This window comes from Amycolatopsis jejuensis, assembly GCF_000717335.1.
Lineage (GTDB): Bacteria > Actinomycetota > Actinomycetes > Mycobacteriales > Pseudonocardiaceae > Amycolatopsis > Amycolatopsis jejuensis.
Genome location: NZ_JNYZ01000019.1, coordinates 58,737 through 83,494, shown reverse-complemented (window position 1 = coordinate 83,494; position 24,758 = coordinate 58,737). Strand labels below are relative to the sequence as shown.

General features: G+C 70.6%; 23 protein-coding genes. 14 read left to right on the top strand and 9 right to left on the bottom strand.

The features are described from left to right. The first annotated feature begins 40 nt into the window (after positions 1-40). The 3 genes from OO71_RS25320 to OO71_RS25310 are packed head-to-tail and all read left to right on the top strand — an operon-like array spanning position 41 to position 2,597. Positions 41-1,405 (top strand): M16 family metallopeptidase, encoded by a 1,365-nt coding sequence (locus OO71_RS25320; protein WP_033292388.1) that lies wholly within the window; start codon positions 41-43, stop codon positions 1,403-1,405. Beyond that, positions 1,402-2,151: a 4-hydroxy-tetrahydrodipicolinate reductase gene (gene dapB, locus OO71_RS25315; protein ID WP_033292387.1), complete on the top strand. Its 750-nt coding sequence runs from the start codon at positions 1,402-1,404 to the stop codon at positions 2,149-2,151. The genes OO71_RS25320 and dapB overlap by 4 nt, the downstream gene beginning before the upstream one ends. Continuing rightward, complete coding sequence (locus tag OO71_RS25310; RefSeq protein WP_033292386.1) at positions 2,148-2,597, top strand: tetratricopeptide repeat protein; 450 nt, start codon at positions 2,148-2,150, stop codon at positions 2,595-2,597. The genes dapB and OO71_RS25310 overlap by 4 nt, the downstream gene beginning before the upstream one ends. Positions 2,598-2,725: 128 nt before the next feature. On the opposite strand, the gene OO71_RS25305 is transcribed toward OO71_RS25310, so the two are convergent. Beyond that, positions 2,726-3,241, bottom strand: coding sequence for a YqaA family protein (locus OO71_RS25305; RefSeq protein ID WP_033292385.1), 516 nt, complete (start codon positions 3,239-3,241; stop codon positions 2,726-2,728). A 146-nt stretch (positions 3,242-3,387) separates the two neighbouring features. Here OO71_RS25305 and OO71_RS25300 point away from each other — a divergent pair, with 146 nt between their 5' ends. Further along, positions 3,388-3,855, top strand: a complete 468-nt coding sequence (locus OO71_RS25300) for a GtrA family protein (protein ID WP_033292384.1) — start codon at positions 3,388-3,390, stop codon at positions 3,853-3,855. On the opposite strand, the gene OO71_RS25295 is transcribed toward OO71_RS25300, so the two are convergent. Continuing rightward, positions 3,845-4,399 (bottom strand): GNAT family N-acetyltransferase, encoded by a 555-nt coding sequence (locus tag OO71_RS25295; RefSeq protein ID WP_033292383.1) that lies wholly within the window; start codon positions 4,397-4,399, stop codon positions 3,845-3,847. The genes OO71_RS25300 and OO71_RS25295 overlap by 11 nt on opposite strands. A gap of 50 nt (positions 4,400-4,449) precedes the next feature. Here OO71_RS25295 and OO71_RS25290 point away from each other — a divergent pair, with 50 nt between their 5' ends. Next, positions 4,450-5,664 carry a winged helix-turn-helix domain-containing protein gene (locus OO71_RS25290; protein WP_033292382.1) on the top strand — a complete coding sequence of 405 codons (1,215 nt, stop codon included), beginning with the start codon at positions 4,450-4,452 and terminating at the stop codon, positions 5,662-5,664. Positions 5,665-6,527: 863 nt separating this feature from the next. On the opposite strand, the gene OO71_RS25285 is transcribed toward OO71_RS25290, so the two are convergent. Both OO71_RS25285 and OO71_RS25280 read right to left on the bottom strand, forming a co-directional pair. Continuing rightward, positions 6,528-7,403: a DUF4097 family beta strand repeat-containing protein gene (locus OO71_RS25285; RefSeq protein ID WP_033292517.1), complete on the bottom strand. Its 876-nt coding sequence runs from the start codon at positions 7,401-7,403 to the stop codon at positions 6,528-6,530. Positions 7,404-7,887: 484 nt separating this feature from the next. Then, entirely contained in the window at positions 7,888-8,406 is a 519-nt protein-coding gene (locus tag OO71_RS25280; protein ID WP_033292381.1) for a toxin-antitoxin system HicB family antitoxin, read from the bottom strand. Positions 8,407-8,508: 102 nt separating this feature from the next. Here OO71_RS25280 and thyX point away from each other — a divergent pair, with 102 nt between their 5' ends. From thyX to OO71_RS25250, 6 genes are all read left to right on the top strand, one after another. Further along, positions 8,509-9,249: an FAD-dependent thymidylate synthase gene (thyX, locus tag OO71_RS25275; RefSeq protein WP_033292380.1), complete on the top strand. Its 741-nt coding sequence runs from the start codon at positions 8,509-8,511 to the stop codon at positions 9,247-9,249. Beyond that, positions 9,250-9,645, top strand: a complete 396-nt coding sequence (locus OO71_RS25270; RefSeq protein WP_033292379.1) for an ACT domain-containing protein — start codon at positions 9,250-9,252, stop codon at positions 9,643-9,645. It abuts the gene before it with no gap. A gap of 718 nt (positions 9,646-10,363) precedes the next feature. Continuing rightward, on the top strand, positions 10,364-11,605 hold the full coding sequence (locus OO71_RS25265; protein ID WP_033292378.1) for an Nramp family divalent metal transporter: 1,242 nt from the start codon (positions 10,364-10,366) through the stop codon (positions 11,603-11,605). Between the two features lie 155 nt (positions 11,606-11,760). After that, entirely contained in the window at positions 11,761-13,239 is a 1,479-nt protein-coding gene (locus OO71_RS25260) for a serine/threonine-protein kinase (protein ID WP_033292377.1), read from the top strand. A 114-nt stretch (positions 13,240-13,353) separates the two neighbouring features. Further along, positions 13,354-14,367: a 4-hydroxy-tetrahydrodipicolinate synthase gene (gene dapA / locus OO71_RS25255; protein ID WP_051792100.1), complete on the top strand. Its 1,014-nt coding sequence runs from the start codon at positions 13,354-13,356 to the stop codon at positions 14,365-14,367. Continuing rightward, positions 14,364-16,061, top strand: coding sequence for a ribonuclease J (locus OO71_RS25250; protein ID WP_033292376.1), 1,698 nt, complete (start codon positions 14,364-14,366; stop codon positions 16,059-16,061). Before dapA ends, OO71_RS25250 begins: the two co-directional genes overlap by 4 nt. 239 nt (positions 16,062-16,300) lie before the next feature. Here the strand turns inward: OO71_RS25250 and OO71_RS25245 are convergent, their stop codons facing one another. The 4 genes from OO71_RS25245 to OO71_RS52365 form a co-directional block, all read right to left on the bottom strand. Next, the gene (locus tag OO71_RS25245) at positions 16,301-17,245 is read right to left on the bottom strand and encodes an EamA family transporter (protein ID WP_033292375.1); all 945 of its coding nucleotides are present in this window, start codon (positions 17,243-17,245) and stop codon (positions 16,301-16,303) included. A 41-nt stretch (positions 17,246-17,286) separates the two neighbouring features. Beyond that, positions 17,287-17,901: an NAD(P)H:quinone oxidoreductase gene (gene wrbA, locus OO71_RS25240; protein ID WP_033292374.1), complete on the bottom strand. Its 615-nt coding sequence runs from the start codon at positions 17,899-17,901 to the stop codon at positions 17,287-17,289. 34 nt (positions 17,902-17,935) lie between these two features. Beyond that, positions 17,936-18,748: a lysophospholipid acyltransferase family protein gene (locus tag OO71_RS25235; RefSeq protein ID WP_033292515.1), complete on the bottom strand. Its 813-nt coding sequence runs from the start codon at positions 18,746-18,748 to the stop codon at positions 17,936-17,938. A 267-nt stretch (positions 18,749-19,015) separates the two neighbouring features. Then, complete coding sequence (locus tag OO71_RS52365) at positions 19,016-19,246, bottom strand: hypothetical protein (protein ID WP_245633769.1); 231 nt, start codon at positions 19,244-19,246, stop codon at positions 19,016-19,018. Between OO71_RS52365 and OO71_RS25230 the strand changes: the two genes are divergently transcribed. After that, complete coding sequence (locus OO71_RS25230) at positions 19,236-21,566, top strand: FtsK/SpoIIIE family DNA translocase (protein ID WP_245633768.1); 2,331 nt, start codon at positions 19,236-19,238, stop codon at positions 21,564-21,566. The genes OO71_RS52365 and OO71_RS25230 overlap by 11 nt on opposite strands. A 44-nt stretch (positions 21,567-21,610) precedes the next feature. Continuing rightward, on the top strand, positions 21,611-22,009 hold the full coding sequence (locus OO71_RS25225) for a hypothetical protein (protein WP_033292372.1): 399 nt from the start codon (positions 21,611-21,613) through the stop codon (positions 22,007-22,009). Here the strand turns inward: OO71_RS25225 and OO71_RS25220 are convergent. Then, positions 21,990-22,517 carry an amino-acid N-acetyltransferase gene (locus OO71_RS25220; protein WP_033292371.1) on the bottom strand — a complete coding sequence of 176 codons (528 nt, stop codon included), beginning with the start codon at positions 22,515-22,517 and terminating at the stop codon, positions 21,990-21,992. The two genes, OO71_RS25225 and OO71_RS25220, sit on opposite strands and share 20 nt — an antisense overlap. A 156-nt stretch (positions 22,518-22,673) precedes the next feature. On the opposite strand from OO71_RS25220, the gene OO71_RS25215 reads away from it, so the two are divergent. Then, positions 22,674-24,722 carry an acyltransferase family protein gene (locus OO71_RS25215; RefSeq protein ID WP_084145266.1) on the top strand — a complete coding sequence of 683 codons (2,049 nt, stop codon included), beginning with the start codon at positions 22,674-22,676 and terminating at the stop codon, positions 24,720-24,722. The last annotated feature ends 36 nt before the right edge of the window (positions 24,723-24,758 follow it).

The window sequence follows — 24,758 nt, the reverse complement described above, 5'->3', positions numbered from 1 at the left end:
CGGGGAGGGGGCCTTCCCCGCAGGTGAGCAAAGGAATCCCGTGGCACGGCAGGTTTCCGGGCACGAGCAGCCCGTCGGCACCACCCGCACGCTCGAGTCCACTGTGGATGGTGCGGTCGTCAAGCGGAGTGTGCTGCCGGGCGGTCTGCGGGTGATCACCGAGCACGTGCCCGCGTCGCGGTCGGCGACGGTGGGGCTGTGGGTCGGCGTCGGTTCGCGCGACGAGCCGTCCGCGGTCGCCGGTGCCGCGCACTACCTGGAACACTTGCTGTTCAAGGGAACCAGCCACCGCGACGCCACCCAGATCGCGGAGGAGATCGACGCGGTCGGCGGCGAGTTCAACGCATTCACCGCGAAGGAACACACCTGCTACTACGCGCAGGTCCTCGACGCCGACCTGCCGCTCGCGCTCGACCTGGTCACCGACGTCGTCTTCGACGCGCAGTGCACCGACCGCGACATGAACACCGAGCGCAGCGTCGTGCTCGAAGAGATCGCAATGCGCGACGACGACCCCGAGGACCTGCTGCACGAGACGTTCGTCGGCGCGATCCTCGGCGATCATCCGCTCGGCCGTCCGGTGCTGGGTACCGAGAAGTCGATCACCGACATGTCGCCGGTCGCGCTGCGCGGTTTCTACCGGCGCCGGTACTCGCTGCCGCGGATGGTGCTCGCGGTGGCCGGGAACGTCGACCACGCGCAGGTCCTGCGGCTGGTCCGGCGCGCGCTGCGGGACCGGCTCGACGGCGCCGCCACTCCGGTCGCGCCGCGGACCGGCCGCGCGCGGCTGCGGGCCATCCCGAAGCTGGCGCTGCACCCCGACGACACCGAGCAGGCACACGTGATGCTCGGCTTCCGCGCGCTGCCGCGGCACGACGAGCGCCGGTTCACGCTGTCGGTGCTCAACGCGGCGCTGGGCGGGGGCATGAGCTCCCGGCTGTTCCAGGAGATCCGGGAGCGGCGCGGGCTCGCGTACCAGGTCTATTCGTCCGTGGCGAGCTACGCCGATCTGGGGCACATGTCGGTGTACGCGGGCTGTCAGCCGGAGCGGCTCGGCCAGGTCGCGGGCGTGATCCGCGAGGTGCTCGACGCGGTCGCGGCCGATGGGCTCACCGACGCCGAGGTCGCGCGGGCCAAGGGCCAGCTGCGCGGCGGGCTCGTGCTGGGGCTGGAGGACACGTCGTCGCGGATGTCCCGGATCGGCAAGAACGAGCTCAACTACGCCCGGTACCTGGGCGTCGACGACACGGTCGCCCGGATCGACGCGGTGACCACCGAAGAGGTGTGTGCGCTCGCTCGCACTCTGCTGCGCCGTCCCGGCGGGGTGTCCGCCGCGGCGGTGGTGGGGCCGTACGCTCACGCCGACGACCTGCCCGACGATCTGCACGAGGTGATCGCGTCATGACCGAGTCCCCGATCCGCGTCGGCGTGCTGGGTGCACGCGGCCGTATGGGCGCGACCGTGGTGAAGGCCGTCGAAGGTGCCGCGGACCTGGAACTGGTGGCCGCGCTCGACACCGGCGACGACTTCGCCTCGCTGGCCCGCGCACAGGTGGTCGTGGACTTCACGCATCCCGACGCGGTGATGGACAACCTGCGGTACTTGGTTTCCCGCGATCTGCACGCGGTCGTCGGCACCACCGGCTTCAGCGAGGAGCGGCTGGCCGAGCTGCGTGGCCTGCTGGCGGACAAGCCGTCGCTGGGCGTGCTGATCGCGCCGAACTTCGCACTCGGCGCGGTGCTGGCCATGCGGTTCGCGGCGCAGGCGGCGAAGTACTACGCCTCGGCGGAGATCATCGAGCTGCACCACAACCGCAAGGCCGACGCCCCGTCCGGTACGGCCGCGCACACCGCGCGGATGATCGCCGCCGCACGCGCTTCCGCCGGTGTCGCACCGGGTTCGGACGCCACGACGTCCGAATTGGACGGTGCCCGCGGCGCGTCGGTCGAGGACGTCCACGTGCATTCGGTCCGGCTGCCCGGTTTGGTGGCGCACGAGGAAATCCTGTTCGGCGGCGAGGGTGAGACCCTCACCATCCGGCACGATTCCCTCGACCGGACGTCGTTCATGCCCGGCGTGCTGCTCGGCGTGCGTTCGGTGGTGGCGCGCCCCGGCCTCACGGTCGGCCTGGAGAACGTGCTCGACCTGTGAAGGCCCGCAATGTCGCGCTGCTGATGACCGCGGCGCTGGTGGTGTACCTGGTGCTGCTGGCGAGCCGGGCGGTGGCGCTGCTGCGCACCGGGACCCCGGCCGGCATCGCGCTCGGCATCGGCGTGTTCCTGTTGCCGCTGCTGGGGATCTGGATCGTGGTGGTCACCTGGCGGTCCGGGGTGCAGATCCAGCGGCTGTCGCGGCAGCTCGACGCCGAGGGCGGCCTGCCGGACGTTTCGGACCTGCCGCGCCGCCCGTCCGGCCGGGTGGACCGCACCGCCGCGGACGCGTGGTTCGAGCAGCGCCGCGTCGAGGTGGAGGCGAACCAGGAGGACTGGCGGGCCTGGTACCGGCTGGCGTATGCGTACGACATCGCGGGTGACCGTCGGCGCGCTCGGGCGACGATGCGCAAGGCTGTGGAGCTGGAAGCGGCGGAGCGGAAGTAGCAGCCCGCCCGCTCCGCTTCGGCTCGCCCGCGGCAAAGCACCCCAATGTGGCATTGGGTGCATGCGACGCACCGAATGCCACATTGGGTGCATCTGACGCACCGAATGTGGCATTGGGGCGATCAGGGTCAGTGCAGCCACCCGGCGAAGATCGCCGGGGAGGCAGCGAGCAGGCTGAACCGGAGCCAGCGGCCGGCGAGACCGGCGGCGAGGAAGGTGCTCAGCCGCATCCGCACCATCCCGGCGAGCACGCTGGTCGCCATGAACGGCGGCAGCCCGATCACCGAGCTGACCCCGTACGTGCCCGCCATCCAGTGCGGGTGCCGGTGACAGCGTTCGCGCAGCGCCTCGACCTTGCTGCGGAGCACCTTCGTACGCCGCTGCCAGCGGACGCGCCGTGGGGTGAGCGGGCGTTCGCGGTGCAGCCGGTCGTGCAGGAAGCGCGGCAGCCGGATCGAACCGCGCGCGGCCAGGTAGTACAGGAGTTTCCCGGCCATCTGGCCGACCGCGACGGCGCCGCCGAGCCAGAGCCAATGGACGTCGTGCTGGCTCGCGCACAGGCCGAGCACGAACAGCTCGGCGTTGACCAGCGGCACGATCGCCGAACCGAAGGCGACGCCGAGGGTCACGAGCAGCCAGCCCATGGGGTCCCCTTCCTGTCGCCCGTTCCACGCTAGCAGCTGTCACGAAAAGGTCACGGGGGTTGGCCCTACCCTTTCCCCGGGTGGTGACACCCGAAGATCACCTGGTCGTCCGGTGCCGGACACCTTGTCCTGCCAAGATCGGACCCGTGCCGATCGCCGACCGTTTTGCCCGACTGTGCACCGCGATCGTGGCGATTCTGCCCTTCGGGCTCTCCCGGATCGTCGCGCCGAGCTTTCTCGGGTTCGCGGTGATCAACGGCTTCACCTTCGGGGTCGACCTGCTGTTGCTGACGTTGTTCCACGGCGGGCTCGGGTGGCCGGTGTGGCTGGGGATCAGCCTCGCGTACGTGATCGCGTTCGGCCTGAGCTTCGTACTGAACCGCACGTTCAACTTCCGCTCGCATGCGCCGGTCGGCCGTCAGACGGTGCTGTACGCCGTGGCGATTGCCGTGAACTACGTGGCTTTCCTGCTCGGGCTGGGGGCTGGGTTGTCCGCGCTCGGCATCGAGTACCACGTGTCGCGGATCATCGCCGGGGCGTGCGAGGGCGTGTTCATGTACTCGGTGATGCGCTGGGTCGTGTTCGCGAAGCAGGCCGAGCCGGTCAGCGCGTGAGTTCGAGTTCCAGGGTGCCGGTGAGGCGGACCTCGCGCAGCGTGCCGCGGCCGGTGTCGAGGGTGCGGACGGTGCCGTCGGGGGACCAGCCGGCGCGGCGGTAGAAGCCGAGCGTGGCGTGGTCGGACTGGGCGACCCAGGTGATGCCGCGGTCGAGGCCGTCCGCGCGCAGATCGGCGGCAGCGGTGGCGAGCAGGCGCCCGGCATGGCCGCGGCGGCCCCAGCGCGGCTCGACCACGAGCGATGCGATCAGTCCCGGCGCGTCCTGCGGCGGGGACCCGTCGGCTCCCGCCGCTTCGTCCTCCGGTGCCCGGCCCGCGACGCAGTAGCCGACCGTGAAGGTGCCCTCGGTGGCCAGGTAGACGCGGGAATGCGGGTACACGATGGTTTCGGTCCAGGTGCCTTCGAGGTCGGCGCTGTCGAGCTCGTCGATGGCTTCGGTGCCGAGGAGGCTGGCGTACGCCGCACGCCAGGTCAGCCGCTGGATGCGGGCGATCTCGGCGGCGTCGGACGGCTTTGCGGGGCGGACTTCGGCGGCACTCACGCGGGCAATGTACCGAAACTGTCGGGGGTGGCTGGCACCATGGCGGCATCATGCAGACGATCAGCCTTTCCACCGCCCGCCGCACCGCACTCGCCGCGCAGGGATTCGCCGACCCCCGCCCGGCCGCCGACCCCACCCGGCGGCACCTCGCCAAGGTGCTGTCGCGCGTCCAGCTGCTGCAGCTGGACTCGGTCAACGTCGCCGTGCGCGCGCACTACATGCCGCTGTTCTCGAGACTGGGCGCATACGACCCGGCGCTCGTCGACGATGCGGCCTGGACCCACCGCGCCCGCCGCCCGCGGCTGCTCGTCGAGTCATGGGCGCACGAGGCAAGCCTGCTCCCGATCGAAGACTGGCCGCTGCTCCGCTCGGGCGCGAAACGCGACGGCTGGTGGCGGCATTACACGAAGGTCGTCGACACCGTGCCGGGTTTGCTCGACGACGTGCTGGCCGTGGTCAAGGAACACGGCCCGATCGGCGCTGGTGGGATCGAGAAGGCGCTGGAGGCTGGTGCGGTCCGCCGCGCCCCGGGTTCGTGGTGGGAACGCTCGGTGGTGAAGAAGGCGTGCGAGTACCTGTTCGGTCTCGGCGAGCTGACCACCGGCACGAGGCGATCGTTCGAGCGGCTCTACGACCTGACCGAACGCGTGGTGCCCCCGGAAATCCTTTCCCGCACGGTCTCTTCGGCCGACGGCGCACGCGCGTTGATCGACCGCTCGGCGCGCGCCCTGGGCATCGCCACGGAAACCGACCTGCGCGACTACTACCGGCTGGGCCCGGACGTCACCCACGCCGCCGTCCAAGAGCTGGTCGAAGAGGGCGTCCTCGAGCCAGTTCAGGTGGCGGACTGGCGCGCCGTGGCGTACCGGCACACTTTCGCCCGCACCCCGCGCTCGATTTCCGGACGGGCCTTGCTGTGCCCGTTCGACCCGCTCATCTGGGAACGCGCCCGCACCGAGCGCCTGTTCGGCTTCCGGTACCGCATCGAGATCTACGTCCCGGAACCGAAGCGGGAGTACGGATATTACGTATTCCCGTTCCTCCTGGACGGTGCCCTGGCGGCCCGGGTGGACCTGAAATCCGACCGAGCGTCGGGCGTACTGCGTGTACAAGGCGCATTCGCCGAACCGGACACCGCACCCGGCCGGGCAGCCACGGAACTGGCAGGCGAACTCCACACGATGGCGGCATGGCTGGGTCTGGAATCGGTCGCAGTGGGGGAGAGGGGGAATCTGGCGAAGGCATTACGCCGAGCGGTGAAGTGAGCCGGGGTTTCGGTTTGGGTTAACCGCGAACCGCGAACCGCGAACCGCGAACCGCGAACCGCGAACCGCGAACCGCGAACCGCGAACCGCGAACCGCGAACCGCGAACCGCGTGTGCCTTCCTGCCCCTGCCGGGTCGCCGTTACGTTGTGCTCGGGTGCTCGGGTGCTCGGGTGCTCGGGTGCTCGGGTGCTCGGGTGCTGCGGGCGACGCGCTCCGCCCCGTGAACGCGCACTCCACGCCATCGCCCGATGCGCCGGGCCTGAGGTCTGGTCGGCCGCCTGTTTCTGTTGCCACGTACGGCAAGTGGCGTCGATGCCTGCTGCCATGCTTCCGGAGTGTCGCGCAGATCGCTGGCTCGCGCCGGTACCGAGCGCTGTTCCCAGGTTCCGTGATTCCCTGCGCCTGCCGAGATTGCGTCCTTGCCGGGCTATGCAACGTCGCCGCGTCCAGCGTCTTGCGGCGGTGCTTGACGCTGCCTCCGTCGCAGCCTCGTGCTGATGCGCCCGTCATGTCGCCCAAACCTTTACCGTGGTGCCATGGCGGGCCCTTCCTGCGATTCAACCGGCTCTCGCTGCGGTCGCCGCCTGCCGTCCCGTCGCAGTCGGCCGGTCCCTGCCGCGTAGCCCCGCCCTGCCTGGCGCCGTTGTCCCACGGGGAGCCAGTTCTGCCGAGCCCGCCATGCGCCGGGTCTCGGCCCGTTCCGGTGTGAAATACCGGCCGCAGCGCGAAGCGGCGGGCCGCCCGGATGTCCGGTGCGGCCCGCCGCCTCCCCCTTGCAGCCGTCCGCTCGGCGCACCCGGGGGTGTGGGGTGGCGGGTGTGCTCGCCGCCGCGGACGGGGTGTTCGGTGGGTGCGGGGGTGTCAGCCCGCCGCGCGGGTCACGACTGCGTTGCCGGTGCCGGTGCGGGCGCGGACCTTCAGCGCGACCACACCCTCTGGCGGAGTGTCCGATACGTCCAGTTCGCTCGACACTCGCCCCGCTGCCGACGCCAATTCCACCTCTGCTCGGACGCCGCCGCGGATGCCCACGCGCACTTCACCCGATCCGGTGATCAATTCGAGCGATCCCGAAGCCGCTTCGGCCACCGACAGGTCCCCGCTGCCAGTGCGGGCCATCACGTCACCTGTGACGGCGCCCAGCCACACGTTGCCGGTCCCGGTGGCGAGCGTGGCCGATCCCGCGATCGACGACGCCTCCACCGAACCGCTTCCGGACCTCAGCTGCAGCCCGGCGAGGGTCGGGCCGAGCTTGATGGTCCCGGTGCCCGTCCGGACGGTTGCCGCGCCGTCCGCGCGTTCCAGCGACACCTCGCCCGAACCGGTGAGAATGTCCGCGCGACCTGCGGCGCCGCTCACCCGGACGTCCGCCGACCCGGCGCGCACCTCGAGATGCGACCCCGCCGGCGCGCGCACCGTCACCGCCACCGGGACGTTCCGCAACTGCCAGGCCTTCGCCGCCCGCACGACGACCCGGTTGCCCGTCTTCTCGATCCGCGCCTGCCGCACCGCGTCGGCCGCCGAGTACTCCGGCAGCCCCCCGAACTGATCCCCGAACCGCTCACCGACCCACGACAGCAGACTGCTGACCCCATTCACCCACGACGGCTGCTCACCCGAGTCGTGCTCGAGCCGCACAGTCACGCCGGGCTCCTGCCCGAGCACGACCTCGACGCGCCCGATCGTGACCCCGAGGTCCAGCTCCACCGGTCCGTCGGCCTCGAAATCCTGCACCCGCACGGAGGGTCCGTGATCCGGCCCGGGTCCGTCCGAAGTGGACCCGTCGGCGGACTCGGCAGCGGGCGCTGCCGGAGTGTCCGAAGTGGACTCTCCGGTGGACGCCGCCGTGGGTCCGGCCGGAGTGTCCGAAGTGGGCTCTTGCCCGGTCTCGCCGGAAGCAGCTCCAGCTTTGGTGCCCGACGGTGTACCGGCACCCGATTCCGCTCCGGGTGTGCCGTCCGGCTCGGCTCCGGCGTTCTCGGCTCCCGAAGCCGCGTCTGCCGTATCTCCGGTTCCGGCGCTCGTGGCCTCGGTGCCTGCCCCGGCCACGCGGTCCGAAGATGACCCCTGCTTGGCCGAATCTGCGTCGCCCAGAACCGCCTCGCCCGAACTCGCAGCGCCGGAACCAGCCTCGCCGGCCGTGGTTTCGCGGTTGTCGAAGCCTGTGCCGGTCCGGTTGTCTTTCCCCTGGTCTTCCCTGTTTTCGCCCATGGTGATCCCCCTTCTAGCCTTCCACCCAGCCGTGCAGCTTGGTCTCCGAATGACCCCCGCTGTCGTGCCACCGCTGGTGTCGTTGCTGGTGTTGCTGCGCCTGGCCCAGTGCCCCCTGCACCGCCTGCGCCACGAACGTGTTCAGCGAAACCCCCTGCGCCGCCGCTGCCTGTTCGGCCTGTCCCTTGATCTGCTCGACCAGCCGCAGCGTGATGCGCGAGATGTCGCCGCCGTCGACCGGCGGTGGGGGTGGCGGCGGCGGGGGCGGTGGCGCGTCCCGGGGTGGCTCCCCGGCTCCGGTCACGACCACGCGGACGTCGCGGCCCTCCAGCCGGACGTCCACCACCTGGCCGGGCAGCGCGGCCGTCACCTCGGCTGCCAGGTCGGCCAGCGCGTTCATCAGCGTGAGCCGGACCGACGGCTCCAGTGCCGACGACAGCAGGGCGGCCGCCCGCCGGGTCTGCTCGTCCCCGGCGGAGGCCGTGTTCGCGAGGTCTTCGCGGAGGTTCGCGATGTACGGCGTCAAGTCCATGACACCACTATGGCGTCATCATGACGTCACGTCAAGGCGCGGGTGATGTCACCCCGCCCGGCCGGTTAGGCTGGCGGAGCCGGGAGAGAGGGGAGTGAGGCCGTGCCGCCCAGGGTGCAGCTGATCGCGAAGACGGAGTTCTTCCCGCCGGAGGACGTGCCGTGGTCCACCGATGCCGACGGCGGCCAGGCGCTCGCCGAGTTCGCCGGCCGCGCGTGTTACCAGTCGTGGAAGAAGCCGAACCCCGCCACCGCCACCAACGCCGGCTACCTCGAGCACATCATCGACGTCGGCCACCTTTCCGTGCTGGAGCACGGGTCGGTCACCTTCTACCTCACCGGGATCTCCCGCTCCCTCACCCACGAGCTGATCCGGCACCGGCACTTCTCCTACTCCCAGCTGTCGCAGCGGTACGTCCCCGAGCGCAACGCCGAGTTCGCCGAGCCGGACGTGATCGCGAACGACCCCGAGCTGCACGCGAAATTCGTGGCGGCGACCCAGTCGAGCGTCGACGCCTACACCGCGCTGCTCGCCGGTCTGGAGGAGAAATTCGCCTGCGCGCCGAACGCGACCCTGCGTCGTAAGCAGGCGCGCCAGGCCGCGCGCGCGGTGTTGCCCAACGCCACCGAGACCCGCATCGTGGTCACCGGGAATTACCGTGCCTGGCGCCATTTCATCGCGATGCGCGCCACCGAGCACGCGGACGTCGAGATCCGTGCGCTGGCCATTGAATGCTTGCGGCAGCTGCAAAAGGCGGCTGCCAACGTGTTCGCGGACTTCACCGTGTCGACGCTGCCGGATGGCACCGAGGTCGCGTCGAGCCCGAAGGTGCTGGAAGGCTGAATGAAACACCTCACGATCGACCTCCGCCCCGGCCCGTACTCCGTCGTGCGGCTCCCTGCCGACGCACCGGTTCCCGCCGACCTCCTGGAACCCGGGGAGCCTGCACTCGTCTCGGCTACCCGGACGCCCGACGAGTTGTCGGTGATCTGCCCGACCGGGCGGGAGCCTGACGGTGGCACGGTCGAGGACGGCTGGCGGTTGTTCACCGTGCGGGGGCCGTTGGAGTTCACGCTGACCGGGATCATTTCCGCGCTGGCGTCGGAGCTGGCGGCGGCGGGGGTTGCGTTGTTTTCGTTGTCTACTTACGACACGGACCATATTTTGGTGCGCGCTGATGATCTTGAGCGGGCGGTGGCTGCGTTTCGCGGTGCGGGGCATGAGGTTGGTCCGGATTGAGGTTGTTCCGCTTTAGGGAATTGTTGCGTGGGGGCACCCCGAAGCCGGAATTGTGACTACGTGCGGAGGGTGCTTGTCAAGGCGGGAAAGATGCCTTGACAAGCACCCTCCGCACGTGTTTTGGCTTCGTATCGGGGTGCAGGGCCGGGTCTGGGTGCCCGGGTCCTGGTGAGTGCGCGGGCGGCGGTTGGGGTGGTGGGTGAAAAGCCGTGATGGTTTCCCTTGGGTTTAACCATGGTCCGGCAGCCCAAGGTGACGGTTGCTGCCTTGGGGCAGGTCCCGGGGGTTGGGCGGCTGCCGAGAGGTCGCGCTGGGCATTAACGCAGGGTTCGCGCTGGCCAGCAGGTTTCCGTGAACCTGCAGTAATTCTCGTGACTCGTCTGGCTCCTCATCCAGTATCACCGGCCCGTGGCCCTACGCGAGAGAACGGGGACTGACCAGCGCCAACGGTGACCGCGGAGCCTGAGCCAGCCGACCATGGCTAGCAGCGCAGCCACACCTCAACCCGCCCGAGGCGGTACCCCACGCTTAACCCAAGGGGAACCATCACGGAATGTAGGTCCGTGAAGGGAACCATCACGGAATCTGGGGCCGTGAAGGCCACCTTCACGGAACGGAACGGAACGTGAGGCGGGGGTGGCGCAGGCCACTCTTGCCAGGCAAAGTTCGGCATGCCTAAACTTCGAGTTGGGGTGACCTATACCAGAAGGTGGGCGGCATGACGGTGGCGGAAGCGGCACGTCCGCGCAGGGCGGCTCGGTTGCGGGCGGGCGGGGCGCTGCTCGGGCCGGCGTTCGTCGCGGCCGTTGCGTACGTCGACCCGGGCAATGTCGCTGCCAACGTCAGCGCTGGGGCGCGTTATGGCTACCTGCTGGTGTGGGTCATCGTCGCGGCGAATCTCATGGCTGTGCTCGTTCAATACCTGTCCGCGAAGCTCGGGCTCGTCACCGGGCGTTCGCTGCCTGAGGCGCTGCGTGACCGGCTGTCCCGGCCCGCCCGGCTGGCGTACTGGGCGCAGGCCGAGGTCGTCGCGGTCGCCACGGACCTGGCCGAGGTCGTCGGCGGGGCCATTGCGCTCAACCTGCTCTTCGACCTTCCATTGCTGGCCGGTGGCCTGATCACCGGCGTCGTGTCGCTCGTGCTGCTCGCGGTGCAGGACCGGGGTGGCCAGCGGCCGTTCGAACGCGTCGTCACGGGGCTGCTGGCGGTCATCGCGGTCGGGTTTCTGGCGAGCTTGTTCGTCGAACCGCCGTCTGCGGCCGGGATTGCGCAGGGGCTCGTGCCGCGGTTCAGTGGCAGCGACAGCGTCCTGATCGCCGCCGCGATGCTCGGTGCCACCGTGATGCCGCATGCGGTGTACCTGCATTCCGGCCTGGTCCGCGACCGGCACGGGATTCCCGACCCGCAGCGCAGGCGCCGGTTGCTCAAGGCGACGCGCTACGACGTCGGGTTCGCGATGTTGCTCGCCGGTGCGGTGAACCTGGGCATGCTGCTGGTCGCCGCCACGAATCTCCAGGGGCAGGAAGGCGTCGACTCCATCGAAGGTGCCCACGGGGCTGTCGCCCAGGCGCTGGGGCCGGGGGTCGCGCTGTTGTTCGCGATCGGGCTGCTGGCGTCCGGGCTGGCTTCCACGTCGGTGGGCGCGTATGCGGGCGCGATGATCATGCAAGGCTTGCTGCGCAAGCGAATTCCGATCGTGCTGCGCCGCCTCGCCACGCTCACGCCTGCCATCGTCGTGGTGGCCGTCGGTGCCGACCCGAGTACGGCGCTGGTGGTGTCGCAGGTGGTGCTGTCGTTCGGGATTCCGTTCGCGCTCGTGCCGCTGATCCGGCTCACCGCCGACCGCGGGCTCATGGGCACCGACGTCAACCGCCGCACCACCACCGTGCTGGCCTGCGTGATCGCCGCGGTGATCATCCTGCTGAACGTCGTGCTGATCGCGCTCACTTTCCTCGGCTGAGCGGAGTCCGTGAAGGGAACCATGAGGGAATCAGATTCCCTGATGGTTCCCTTCACGGACTTGCGCTGAAAGCACGGCAGAACCGGACGGAACCGGCGGCACCGCGAAAGGGTCCGACTAGCATCTGCGCGAACCCGACCGAGGAGCCCGCCCCCGTGACCGACGAACAGACCCGCCCGCACGATCCGACCCTTCCGGCCCCCGCGGGCCGCGTCGTGGCCGGCCGCTACCTGCTGCTCGGGGAGCTCGGCCGGGGCGGCATGGGCGTCGTGTGGCGGGCGCAGGACCAGGTGATCGGGCGGCAGGTCGCGATCAAGGAACTGCGGCTGCCACTGGAAAACAGCGGGCACGCGACCGAGTTCTCCCAGCTTTCCGAGCGCGTCCTGCGCGAGGTGCGCGCCGGCGGGCGGCTCAACGACCCGGCCGTGGTGACCGTGTACGACGTCGTCAGCGACCAGGGCACCACGTGGATCGTCATGGAGCTCGTCGAGGCGCCCACGCTGGCGGACCTCGTTCGCCACCACGGGCCGATGCCCGCGCGGCAGGTCGCGATCGTGGGGGAGCGGGTGCTGGCCGCGCTGCAGGCCGCGCACGCCGCCGGGATCGTGCACCGCGACGTGAAACCGGCGAACATCATGGTCGCGCCGGACGGCCGCGTGAAGCTCACCGACTTCGGCATCGCGCACGCCATCGACGACCCGCGCCTCACCACGAGCGGCATGATCGTCGGCTCGCCCGCGTTCATGGCCCCGGAGCGCGTGCAGGGCCGCGAGGCGATGCCGGAATCGGACCTGTGGTCGCTGGGCGCAACGCTGTACTTCGCGGCCGAAGGCATTGTCGCGTTCGAACGGGCCACCACGGCCGCGACGTTGCACGCGATCATGACCGAAGCCCCGTACCTCACCCGCACGCAGGGCCCGCTCGCCGCGGTCATCCTCGGCCTGCTGGTCGCGAACCCGGAAGCCCGGCTCACCGCAGCGCAGGCGCGGGCGATGCTCACCACCGCGGCGGGCCAGACCGGGCCGCAGCCGATGCCCCAGCAGACCCGGGTCGCGCCCCAGCCGCGCCCGAAGCGGACCGGCTGGTGGGTCGCCGCGGTCGCCGTGCTGGCCGTCGCCGCCCTGGCCGGTGGCTTCTTCCTCGGCCGCCCGGTGTGGTCGGCCGCCGGGGACCCGCAGCAGCTCGAAACCGTCACCTACGGCCCGGACGGCTTCCTCAAGACCTCGATCTCCTCCTACGAGCGGTGCTACAACGCGGTGATCCAGCAGGGCGTGGTGATCAGCTCGGACAACAACGTCGACTGCAAGAAGAACCACACCCTCGAGGTCTACGACAGCGCCGAGCCGGTGCCGCTGGAGAGCTGGAGCGACGACGACGCGAAAGCCGCGCCGTACCCGGGGCTCAAGGAGGTCAGCCGGGCCGCCGAGGCGCGGTGCGCGGCGACCTTCCACTCCGCGGTCGTGCCCGAACAGCAGCGCGAGAACCTGTCGTACCGCGCCATCGTGCCGACCCAGCAGGAGTGGCAGCTGCGGCCGGAGCGCGGCAGCGGCAGCCCGAGCCGGGACTTCTACTGCGTCCTGTCCCGCACCGGCAACGAACAGATCCCGGCGCAGATCACCACCAAGGTCAAGTAGCTTCGCGCGAGATGTTCCGCCGCAGGCGCGGCGGGAACGGAAATTCTCCGCAGTTGCCGGTGGCACACCAGGTCGGGGCCGAATTCGTCGGTGCAAGGAGGTACCGTCGTCACCATGTCCACCCCACCTGCCGCCGCGCCCGGACGCCCGTTCGGCCGCGTGCTCACCGCGATGGCCACTCCCTTCGACCGGGACGGCGCGCTGGACGTGAAGCGGGCCCAGGAGCTCGCCGAGTACCTCGTGGACCTCGGCAACGACGGCCTGGTCGTCAACGGCACCACCGGCGAGAGCCCCACGACCACCGACGAGGAGAAGGTCACGCTGATCCGCGCGGTCGTCGAGGCAGTGGGCGACCGGGCGACCATCGTCGCCGGAGCGGGCACCAACAACACCGCGCACAGCATCGAGCAGGCGCGCGCCGCCGACAAGGCAGGTGCGCACGGCCTGCTGGTGGTCACGCCGTACTACTCGCGGCCGAGCCAGGCCGGGCTGTATGCGCACTTCACCACGGTCGCCGACGCCACCGAGCTGCCCGTCCTGCTGTACGACATCCCGCCGCGCTCCATCGTGCCGATCGAGGTCGACACGCTGCAGCGGCTGGCCGAGCACCCGCGGATCGTCGCGGTGAAGGACGCCAAGGGCGACCTGATCTCCGGCTCCGAGGTGATCGCCAGCACCCACCTGGCGTACTACTCCGGCGACGACGGCCTCAACCTGCCGTGGATCTCGGTCGGCGGCGTCGGCGTGGTCAGTGTGATCGGGCACGTCGTGGCCGGCCGGATCGGGGCGATGATCGACGCCTACGAGAGCGGGGACACGTCCACCGCGCGCACCAACCACCGCGCGATGCTGCCGGTGTTGCGGGCGATGTCGCGCGTCGGCGGGGTCACCTTCGTCAAGGCCGCGCTTCGCTTGCGTGGCTTCGACATCGGCGACCCGCGGCTGCCGATCGTCCCGGCCACCGAGGAGCAGTTCCAGCTGATCGCGGCCGACCTCGCGCAGGGTGGCGTGCCGCTCGAGGACACCGCGGCCTCGGACTGGCACGGTGCCCGTGTGGCGCAGGCCGATTCCCAAGCGGCGTACGTCGCTCCCACGTCGCACACCAGCGTCGGTACCCTGCCCCGGTGAGTTCATTACCCGCCGGACCCGGCCCGGCCCACCTTCCGCCGCCACTGCCCGAAGGTGCCCTGCGCGTGGTCGCGCTCGGTGGCATCGGCGAGGTCGGGCGCAACATGACCGTCTTCGAATACGGCGGCAGGCTGCTGATCGTCGACTGCGGCGTCCTCTTCCCCGAGGACGACCAGCCGGGCGTCGACCTGATCCTGCCCGACTTCCGCGCGATCGAGGACCGGCTCGACGACGTCGACGGCCTCGTGCTCACCCACGGGCACGAGGATCACATCGGCGCCGTCCCGTTCCTCCTCCGGCTGCGCCCCGACGTGCCGATCTACGGTTCCCGCTTCACGAACGCGCTGCTCGCCGCCAAGGCCAAGGAACACCGCCAGCGCCCCAAGCTGATCGAGGTACGCGAGGGTGAGCGGCGCCAGGTCGGCGCCTTCGACCTCGAGTTCTTCGCGGTGAACCACTCGATCCCGGACGCGCTCGCGGTCGCCATCCGCACGCCGGCCGGGGTCGTGCTGCACACCGGCGACATCAAGCTCGACCAGCTCCCGCTCGACGGCCGCCTCACCGACCTGGCCGGGTTCTCCCGGCTCGGCGACGAGGGCGTCGACCTGTTCTGCGTCGACTCGACCAACGCCGAGGTACCCGGGTTCGTCACGCCTGAGCGCGACATCGGCCCGGTGCTCGACGACGTGATCCGCAAGGTCGACCAGCGCGTGATCGTCGCGTGTTTCGCGAGCCACGTGCACCGCGTGCAGCAGGTGCTGGCGGCCGCGGTCCGGCACGGCCGCCGCGTCGCGTTCGTGGGCCGGTCGATGGTCCGCAACATGGGCATCGCGGCCGAGCTCGGGCTGCTGGACGTCCCCGAGGGCCTGCTCGTCGACCTCGACCAGGCCAGCAACCTGCCGGAGAGCAAGGTGCTCTTCGTGTCCACGGGTTCGCAGGGCGAGCCGCTTTCGGCGCTGTCGCGGATGGCCCGCGGCGAGCACCGGCAGATCTCGATCCGCGCCGGCGACACCGTGGTGCTGGCCAGCTCGATGATCCCGGGCAACGAAACCGCCGTGTTCGGCGTGGTCAACGGCCTCACCCGGCTGGGCGCGAACGTGGTGCACCAGGGCAACGCGAAGGTGCACGTGTCCGGGCATGCGTCGGCGGGGGAGCTGCTGTACCTCTACAACGCGGTGCGCCCGAGCAACGTGATGCCGGTGCACGGCGAGTGGAAACACTTGCGCGCCAACGGCGAGCTGGCCGTGCGCACCGGGGTCGCGCCGGACAACGTGGTGATCGCCGAGGACGGCGTGGTCGTGGACCTGGTCGACGGCAAGGCTTCGCGCACGGGCCGCGTCGAGGTGGGGCACGTGTACGTGGACGGGCTGTCCGTGGGTGACGTCGGCGAGTCGACGCTGTCCGACCGGCTCGTGCTCGGCGAGGGCGGCTTCATCGCGATCACCGTGGTGGTGGATTCCAGCACCGGCCGCGCGAAGAGCAGCCCCACGATCTCCGGACGCGGTTTCTCCGACGACCCCAAGGCGCTCGACGCCGTGGTGCCGCTCGTGGAAATGGAACTGGCCCGCACGGAAGCCGAGGGCATCACCGACACGCACCGCATCGCGCAGGCCGTGCGCCGGGTGGTGGGCCGCTGGGTGGCCGACACCTACCGCCGCCGCCCGATGATCGTGCCCACGGTGATCCCGGTCTGACCCCGGCTCTGCGAAAAGGCTCTGCGAAAAGGCTCAGCGCCGCGCGCCCGCCAGCAGCAACGCGAACACCACGGTTGCGGCTTGGCGGGCGAGCGCGTTGCGGGCTCTGCGCTGTTCGGCACGGCTGGGCTTGTTCATGGTTCCCCCTGGTGGTCTCGGTGGACCGGTCCAGTTTCCCGGTTCCGCACGTAAGACACATCCCGCGCGCGGTGGGTTCCCGTCTCCACCGAAAGGTGGAGTCAGGCGACCGCGGCGGTCTGCCGTTGGACCAGGTACGCGCCGCCGAGCAGGATCACCGCACCGAGCGCCTGAGGCCAGGCGAGGGCTTCGCCGAGCAGCGCCCACGCGAAAGCCGCGGCGGCGACGGGTTCGGCGAGGCCGACCACGCTGGCCACCGACGCGGGCAGATGCCGCAGCGCGGAGATCCCCGCCAGGTAAGCGATCACGGTGGACAGCAGCACCAGGCCGATGAGCAGCAGCCACAACGGCGGCGTCCAGGGTCCGAAGGCGACAGTCTGGCCCGTCATCCCCAGCGGCAGTGTCCACGGCGGCGCGGTGACGCACACGATCACCCCGCCGATCACCATGCCCCAGGTGACCAGCCCAAGCGGTTCGCGTTCGGCCACCGCGCGCTCGCCGATCAGGAAGTACCCGGCCGAGCAGACCGCCGCGCCGAGCCCGGCCAGCAGGCCGATCGCGTCGAGCCGCAGCCCTTGCCACACCTGCGCGACCAGCGCCAGCCCGAGGGTCGCGAGCGCGATCCCGAACCACATCGCGCGCGGCAGATGGGTGCGGCGCACCACGCGGACCCACAACGCGATCAGCACCGGCGACGTGAACTCCAGCAGGATCGCGATCCCGACCGGAATCCGGTTGGCGGCGATGAAGTACATCAGCTGCGTACCCGCCACGCCGAGCGCGCCGTACGCGAGCAGCATCGGCCATTCGCCACGCCGCACCCGCAGCGTGCGCGGCGCGAAAATTGCGGTACCGACCAGCAGGAGCACCGCGGCGAAGCCGATCCGGATGGTGGTGACCTGCTCCGGTGTCATCCCCGCGGTCATGACCGGTTTCGCGAGTGCGCCGGACGTGCTGAAGAAGATCGCGGCGAACACGACGAGGGTGAGCCCGCGGCCCCGGTGGGTGATCCGGGGTGGCGCGGTGACGGGCAATTCGGTGGTCACCGAGCGACTTTACTGAGCCAGTGCCGCCCGGCGAAACCGAGTTATCCGGCGGTTTTCAGTCCCGTTGCGACGTGCGTGGTGATCGTCGCCAGCCGCCGTCCCTGGAGCCGGAGGGCACCCAGCGCGGTCTCGTCCGGCGCGGCCGACTTGCGCGAGACGAACGAGCCGCCGTACGGGTTGCCGGACTCCATCAGGTGCGGATCGGCGTAGCCGAGCGGCAGCACGATCGCACCCCAGTGGTAGAAGATGTTGTTGATGGCCAGCACGGTCGCCTCGAGCCCGCCGTGCGCGGTGGACGCCGACGTGAACGACGTCGCCACCTTGTCGGCCAGTTTCCCTTGCGCCCACAGCCCGCCGGTGGTGTCCACAAAGGACTTCAGCTGCGCGGCGGGCCCGCCGAACCGGGTCGGGCTGCCGAGCGCGAGGCCGTCGGCCCATTCGAGGTCGGCGAGCGTGGCGAGGTCGTGGTGCGGACCGGCGTCGACCCACGCCTGCCAGCGCGGATTGCCGGCCACGGCAGCCGCGGGCGCGGTTTCGGGCACCGTGCGGACCCGCACCTGTGCGCCGGTTTCGGTGCCGCCTTCGGCGAGGGCCCCGGCGAGGGCGGCCGTGTTGCCGGTGGCGCTGTAGTAGACGACGAGAATGCGGGTGCTCACGTCCCGAGACCCTAGTGGGGCCTGCGGCGCCGTCTCATGATCCGGACGGTTTCCAGGGGCTGACGGTGTCGGTGGGCCGCGTCGGGTCGTGGAACCGCGGCTTGTCGAGCTCACCGCGGCGCAGCGGGATCAGCCCGTCGGTGATCGCCTGCATGATCTTGGCGTGCGCGCGGACCCCGGCGCCCGGCCGCTCCGGCTCGACGGCCGAGAGGTCCACCGGCGCGCCGAAGTGCACCTGGAACCGCGGCCGGCGCAGCGGCGCGCTGAGCCCGGAGCGGGCGAGCGGCACCAGGTCGGCCGGTCCGTTCACGGTTTCGGTGCCCCAGTACACCGCCTCGTGCGCGCCCCACTGGCTGATCGGGATCACCGGCACGCCCGCGGCGAGCGCGAGCCGGGCCGCGCCGGTCTTGCCGCGTTCGGGCCAGAGGCCGGGGTCGTGGCTGATCCGGCCCTCGGGGTAGACGATGATCGGCTCGCGGGTGGTCCGCAGCTCCTGCGCGGCCTCGGCGAACTGCCCGATCGCGGTGGACGCCTGCTTGCGGTCCACGCGCAGATGCCCGCTGACCCGCAGCGCGGGCCCGATCACCGGCGCGTCGAGGATCCCGCCGGCCAGCATGAACCGCGGGTTGATGCCGATCCGCTTGCATGCCGCCATCAGCACGAACGCGTCGAACACGCCGATGTGGTTGGCCACCATGAGCAGCGGTTTGCCGCGCAGCTCCCGCGGCACCGCCCCGGACACGGTGAGCCGCCCGACGAAGTTCACCAGCCCGCGGTCGATGTTCAGCATCGTCCGCCAGATCGCCGGAGCACGGCGCGGGACATCGTCCTGATGCAGCGCGAACATGCGGGAGAGCATTTCACGCGGTGATCCGGCGGGGGACACCCTGGTTGCGATGGAGTCCGTCGCCGCAGGTCAGGTGCTTGTCAAGGCCGTGAAGGGAACCATCACGGAATCAGATTCCGTGATGGTTCCCTTCACGGAGCGCGGAAGCCGCCCCGCTGGTCCCTGCTCCGCGCCCGCCTACCCCTGATCGGGTGGTTACCCGGGGGAGCCGTGGCGATTGTTTCCCCTGTGCTGCGAGTGGCACGTGGGACTATCGCCTCCGGGCCGTTACCGTGGAGGCATGGCTGGGTCGGCGACGAGGAAGCGGAGTACGGCGGGAAGCGGCGGGAAGGCACCGGCGCGGGGTTCGCGTACGCCCGCGAAGCCACGGTCCACGTCGTCCGGCAGGTCGGCTGCGGCCAAGGCCACCGCGAAGGCCAGGTCGGGATCCAGGTCACGACCGGCGCGGCGGACGTCCCGGCGCAAGTCCGGTGCCTTCGGGCGCGGGGTGCGCGGCACCTGGAACCTCGCGGCCAAGGGTCTCGGCTCGCTGGCCCGCACCGTAGGCCGCACCCGCGAACTCGAGCCCGAACACCGGCGCGACGGCTTGGCGCTCGGCCTGATCGCGCTCGCCATCGTCGCCGCCGTCGGGGTGTGGTGGCGGGCCGCGGGGCCGATCGGGGCGGGAGTCGAGGTCGCCACGCGGACCGTGCTCGGGGCGGGGGCGGTCACGCTTCCGCTGGTGCTGCTGGTGGTCGCGGTTGCGTTGATGCGGTCGGAACCGCAGCCCGAAACCCGGCCGCGGATGGTCATCGGCACCCTGCTCGTGGTGCTGTCCGTGCTCGGGATGCTGCACATCTTCACCGCGCTCCCGGACACCAACGACGGCCGGATGTACGCCGGCGGCATCATCGGCGCGTTCTCCGGCGGGCTGCTCACCCAGGGTGTCACCACGTGGGTCGCGGTGCCGCTGCTGATTCTCGCGCTGCTGTTCGGCATTCTCGTCTTCACCGGCACCCCGGTCCGCGACATCCCGCACCGCCTGCGCACCTGGGGTCTCGACGAGGAGGAGCTCGCCGAATACGAGGCCGCACAGCAGGGAGAAGAACCGGACCCGGTCACCGAGACCGATCCGAAGGCCGTCCGGCTGCGCAAGCCGTCGCGGCGGCGGCAGGGCACCGGCGACAAGGACGGCGAACAGCTCGACCTCGACGCTGCGCTCGCCGAACCGGCCATGCCGATCCGCCCGCCCAAACCCGCGCCGCCCGCCGAGGTCCCGGAGAAGAAGCCCAAGAAGGCCCCGGAACCGGCGATGTCGGTCACCCGCGCAGTCGAGGGCGACTACGCGCTGCCGCCGCCCGACCTGCTCAAGCTCGGCGACGCCCCGAAGTCCCGCAGCAAGGCCAACGACGCCATGATCGAGGCGATCACCGGCGTGCTGGAGCAGTTCAACGTCGACGCCCAGGTCACCGGCTTCACCCGCGGGCCCACGGTGACCCGGTACGAGGTCGAGCTCGGACCCGGCGTGAAGGTCGAGAAGATCACCGCGCTCACCAAGAACATCGCCTACGCGGTGGCCACCGACAACGTCCGGCTGCTCGCGCCCATCCCCGGCAAGTCCGCGGTGGGCATCGAGGTCCCGAACTCCGACCGCGAGATGGTGCGCCTCGGCGACGTGCTGCGCGCGCCCACCACGGTCAAGGACAACCACCCGATGCTGGTCGGGCTCGGCAAGGACATCGAGGGCCAGTTCGTCACCGCGAACCTCACGAAGATGCCGCACCTGCTGGTGGCAGGCTCCACCGGTTCCGGTAAGTCGAGCTTCGTCAACTCGATGCTGGTGTCGCTGCTGGCCCGGGCGACCCCGGACGAGTGCCGGATGATCCTGATCGACCCGAAGATGGTCGAGCTGACGCCGTACGAGGGCATCCCGCACCTGATCACGCCCATCATCACGCAGCCGAAGAAGGCCGCCGCGGCGCTGGCCTGGCTGGTGGAGGAGATGGAGCAGCGCTACCAGGACATGCAGGTCAACCGGGTCCGGCACATCGACGACTTCAACGCCAAGGTGCGCTCGGGCGACATCACCGCGCCGCCGGGAAGCGAACGCGAGTACCGGCCGTACCCGTACATCATGGCGATCGTCGACGAGCTCGCCGACCTGATGATGACCGCGCCGCGCGACGTCGAGGATGCGATCGTCCGCATCACCCAGAAGGCCCGCGCGGCGGGGATCCACCTGGTACTGGCCACGCAGCGGCCGTCGGTGGACGTCGTCACCGGCCTGATCAAGACCAACGTGCCGTCGCGGCTGGCGTTCGCCACGTCGTCGCTCACCGACTCGCGGGTCATCCTCGACCAGCCGGGCGCGGAGAAGCTGATCGGCATGGGCGACGCGCTCTACCTGCCGATGGGCGCCGGGAAACCGGTCCGCATCCAGGGCGCGTTCGTCGGCGACGAGGAGATCTCCGCGGTCGTCAACTTCGCCAAGGAGCAGGCGCAGCCGGACTACACCGACGGCGTCACCGCGGCCAAGGCGGGCGAGAAGAAGGAGATCGACCCGGACATCGGCGACGACCTCGACGTGCTGCTGCAGGCCGCCGAGCTCATCGTCACCTCGCAGTTCGGGTCCACGTCGATGCTGCAGCGCAAGCTCCGGGTCGGGTTCGCGAAGGCCGGACGGCTGATGGACCTGCTGGAAAGCCGCGGCATCGTCGGTCCGTCGGAGGGTTCGAAGGCCCGTGACGTGCTGATCAAGCCGGAGGAGCTGGAGTCGGTGCTGTTCATGATCCGGGGCGGGGACGCACCGGCGGCCGGTGGCGAGGACGAGGACTTCTGAGCCGCGCGTGCAACCCCGCGGCGGTCCGGTCCCGTCCGGGGCACATGGACGTCAGGAAACTCGCGGCCGGGATCGGGACGGCCGTCGCGCTGACCGCGGGCGCGGGCTGTTCGGTCGCCCTCGCACAACAGCCGCGGGCCGCGGAACCGGACCGCGACGTGGTGCTCACCCGCGGGCAGGAGGTCCAGGTCGCCGGGCGCGACTTCACGGTGCGCTACCGCGGCTTGGTCTCGGATTCCCGCTGCCGCCCGGGCCTGCAGTGCTTCGTCGCGGGGGACGCGGTGGTGGCGCTGGTACTCGCCGAGCCCGGACGCGGCGAGCGCATGGGGGTCCACCTGCACACCGACCACCCTGGCCCGCGCGAAACGACGTATGCCGCGGTCAGGGTGGAGCTGCTCGACGTGAGTTCGACGGGCGACCAGGTCACCCTGCGTCTGTCGTGAAGTCCAGCAGCATCCGCGAGTTGCCCAGGGTGTTCGGCTTGACGTAGGGCAGGTCGAGGAACTCCGCGACCCCCGGGTCGAGCGAACGCCGCATTTCCTCGTACACGTCGTGCGACACCGGCGCGCCGTCGATCTCGACGAACCCGTGGCCGGAGAAGAACGACGTCTCGAAGGTGAGCACGAACAGCCGCTTCAAACCCAGCTCGCGGGCCTCCTGCACGAGCCGGCCGACCAGCGCGTGCCCGATCCCGTGGCCACGGGCGGCTTTGTCGACCACCACCGTGCGCAGCTCGCCGATGTCCTCCCAGAGCACGTGCAGCGCGGCGGCGCCGAGCACCTCCTCCGCCTCCCCGGTGACGACCCAGAACTCTTGCACCGCCTCGTAAAGCGTGACCAGGTCCTTCTCCAGGAGCACGCGGCCGGCGTCGGAGTCGACGAGGGCCTTGATCTTGCGGACGTCGGCGATCCGCGCGCGGCGGACGGACGGACGGGGGGAATCGAGCGGCACCCGGTCACGATATCGAGCGCACCGGCCGGGGGACGGCGTCGGCTCCGCCTCGGACCCCGGTTGCACTTGGCCGCGAGGTGTCACGTATAGCTAGTGGGCGCACATGACCAGTAGCCGGTGCGGTCCGGCCGGCTACCGGCCCTTGGGAGGATGCGCATGTCCGGCACCACCGTGGCCGCGCCGGCGCGGTCCGGCAAACCACCGCCGGGACCCGGCGCCCAGGCCCGGTTCCGCCCCGAGCTGCAGGGCGTGCGCGCGCTCGCCTCGGTGCTGGTGGTCGTGTACCACGTGTGGTTCGACCGGATTTCCGGCGGCGTCGACGTGTTCTTCCTGGTCTCCGGCTTCCTGATCACCGGCCAGCTCTACCGGGCGCTGCTGCGCGGCCGGATCGACCTGCGCGCCACCTGGGGCCGGATGATCAAACGGCTCTTCCCGGCCGCGATGACGGTGCTGCTGACCGTCGTCGTGGTCTCCCAGCTGCTGCTGCCGCAGGACCGCTGGTTCCAGACCATCCGCGAGGTCGTCGCGTCGGCGCTCTTCTACGAGAACTGGCAGCTCGCCGCGGATTCGGTGGACTACTTCGCCCAGCACAACAGCGCAAGCCTGGTACAGCACTTCTGGTCGCTGTCCATCCAGGGCCAGTTCTACCTGCTGTGGCCGCTGGTCTTCGTCGCGCTCGGGCTGCTCGTGCGCCGGGCAGGCTGGTCGCTGCGGCGCACGGTGAACCTGCTGCTGTTGGCCGTGTTCACGGTCTCGCTCGCGTATTCGATCTACCTGACCGCCGCCGACCAGCCGCTGGCCTACTTCCACGGTTTCACCCGGCTGTGGGAGTTCGCGCTCGGCGGACTGATGGCGATGTTCCTCGACGCGGTCAGCCTGCCGCGGCTGCTGCGGATCGCGCTCGGCTGGATCGGCGTGGCCGGGCTGGTGCTGTGCGGGGTCCTGCTCGACGTCGACCAGGTCTTCCCCGGTTTCGTCGCGCTGTGGCCGACGCTGTCGGCCGGGCTGGTGCTGGTGGCCGGGCAGACCGGCAGCGGGGTGGGCGCGGACCGCTGGCTCAGCTCGAAATTCCTGGGCTACCTGGGCAATCTCAGCTACTCGCTCTACCTGTGGCACTGGCCGGTGCTGGTGTTCTACCTCGTCGCCCGCGAGCGGGTGGCGGTCGGCCTGCTCGGCGGCACGGTCGTGGTCGGGCTGTCGTTCGTGCTCTCGATGCTCACGTATCACCTGATCGAGGATCCGATCCGGCGGTCGAAGATCGGCACGGTGCACTCGTGGGGCGCCTATCGGTTCGGCGTGCTCGCGCTCGCCCCGGTGCTCGTCGCGAGCGGGATCTGGCAGGGCGTGAGCAGCGCGGAGGCGAACTTCGAGATCGCGGTCGGCGACCCGGACCACCCGGGCGCGGTCGCGCATGCGCAGGGCTTCACCTACCGCGGCGAGCCGTCGCCTGCGATCCTGCCGCCCACCGTCCAGCTCACCGACGACTGGGCCCGGATGCCGCCGGACCGGTGCCGGATCTCGCCGCGCAGCAAGGAACTGCAGATCTGCACGCAGAATCCGGCCCGGAAGCCGCGCAAGCGGGTGGTCCTCGTCGGGGATTCGCACATCCAGCAGTACCTCGCGACCTACCTGCCCGCGGTCGTCTCCGACGGCTGGCAGGTGTCCACGATGCTGAAGGGCGCCTGCCCGTATTCGGCCACCTCCGACCTGATGCCCGGGGACAAGGGCTGCCAGGACTGGAACAAGGCCGCCACCGACGAGATCCTCGCCACGCGCCCCGACGCGGTGATCACCCTCGCCAGCATCAACTCCAAGCCCGGCCTCCACGAACGGACCCCGGACGGCTTCGTCGACATCTGGTCGCGGCTCGACCGCGCCGGGATCCCCGTGGTCGCGCTGCGAGACAGCCCGCGGTACTCCTTCAACCTGGCCGCCTGCGTGGCCCAGCGGAGCCCTGGCGACCTGGCGTGTTCGACCCCGCGGGCGGCCGCGGTGCCGGAGGTCCCGTCGTACGAAAGGGCAGCGGACGTCCCGGACAACGTCACCTTCATGGACTTCACCGACTACTTCTGCGACGACCGCCGTTGCCGCGCCGTGGTCGGGAACGTGCTGGTGTACATGGACGACAACCACCTCACCGCGACCTTCCACACCACGCTGGCCCCGATCGCGGTCAAGCAGCTGAAGCGCGAGCTGCAGTGGTGAGCCCGGCGGCGGCCCCGTCAGGGTGACGCCGTCGCC

Excerpts from the sequence above, each read along its gene's own strand:
- OO71_RS25280 (WP_033292381.1), bottom strand. The coding sequence starts at position 8,406 with ATGGACTTGACGCCGTACATCGCGAACCTCCGCGAAGACCTCGCGAAC.
- OO71_RS25225 (WP_033292372.1), top strand. The coding sequence starts at position 21,611 with ATGGACGTCAGGAAACTCGCGGCCGGGATCGGGACGGCCGTCGCGCTG.
- OO71_RS25290 (WP_033292382.1), top strand. The coding sequence starts at position 4,450 with ATGCAGACGATCAGCCTTTCCACCGCCCGCCGCACCGCACTCGCCGCG.
- dapB (WP_033292387.1), top strand. The coding sequence starts at position 1,402 with ATGACCGAGTCCCCGATCCGCGTCGGCGTGCTGGGTGCACGCGGCCGT.
- OO71_RS25235 (WP_033292515.1), bottom strand. The coding sequence starts at position 18,748 with ATGTTCGCGCTGCATCAGGACGATGTCCCGCGCCGTGCTCCGGCGATC.
- OO71_RS25270 (WP_033292379.1), top strand. The coding sequence starts at position 9,250 with ATGAAACACCTCACGATCGACCTCCGCCCCGGCCCGTACTCCGTCGTG.
- OO71_RS25265 (WP_033292378.1), top strand. The coding sequence starts at position 10,364 with ATGACGGTGGCGGAAGCGGCACGTCCGCGCAGGGCGGCTCGGTTGCGG.
- OO71_RS25305 (WP_033292385.1), bottom strand. The coding sequence starts at position 3,241 with ATGGGCTGGCTGCTCGTGACCCTCGGCGTCGCCTTCGGTTCGGCGATC.
- OO71_RS25215 (WP_084145266.1), top strand. The coding sequence starts at position 22,674 with ATGTCCGGCACCACCGTGGCCGCGCCGGCGCGGTCCGGCAAACCACCG.
- dapA (WP_051792100.1), top strand. The coding sequence starts at position 13,354 with ATGTCCACCCCACCTGCCGCCGCGCCCGGACGCCCGTTCGGCCGCGTG.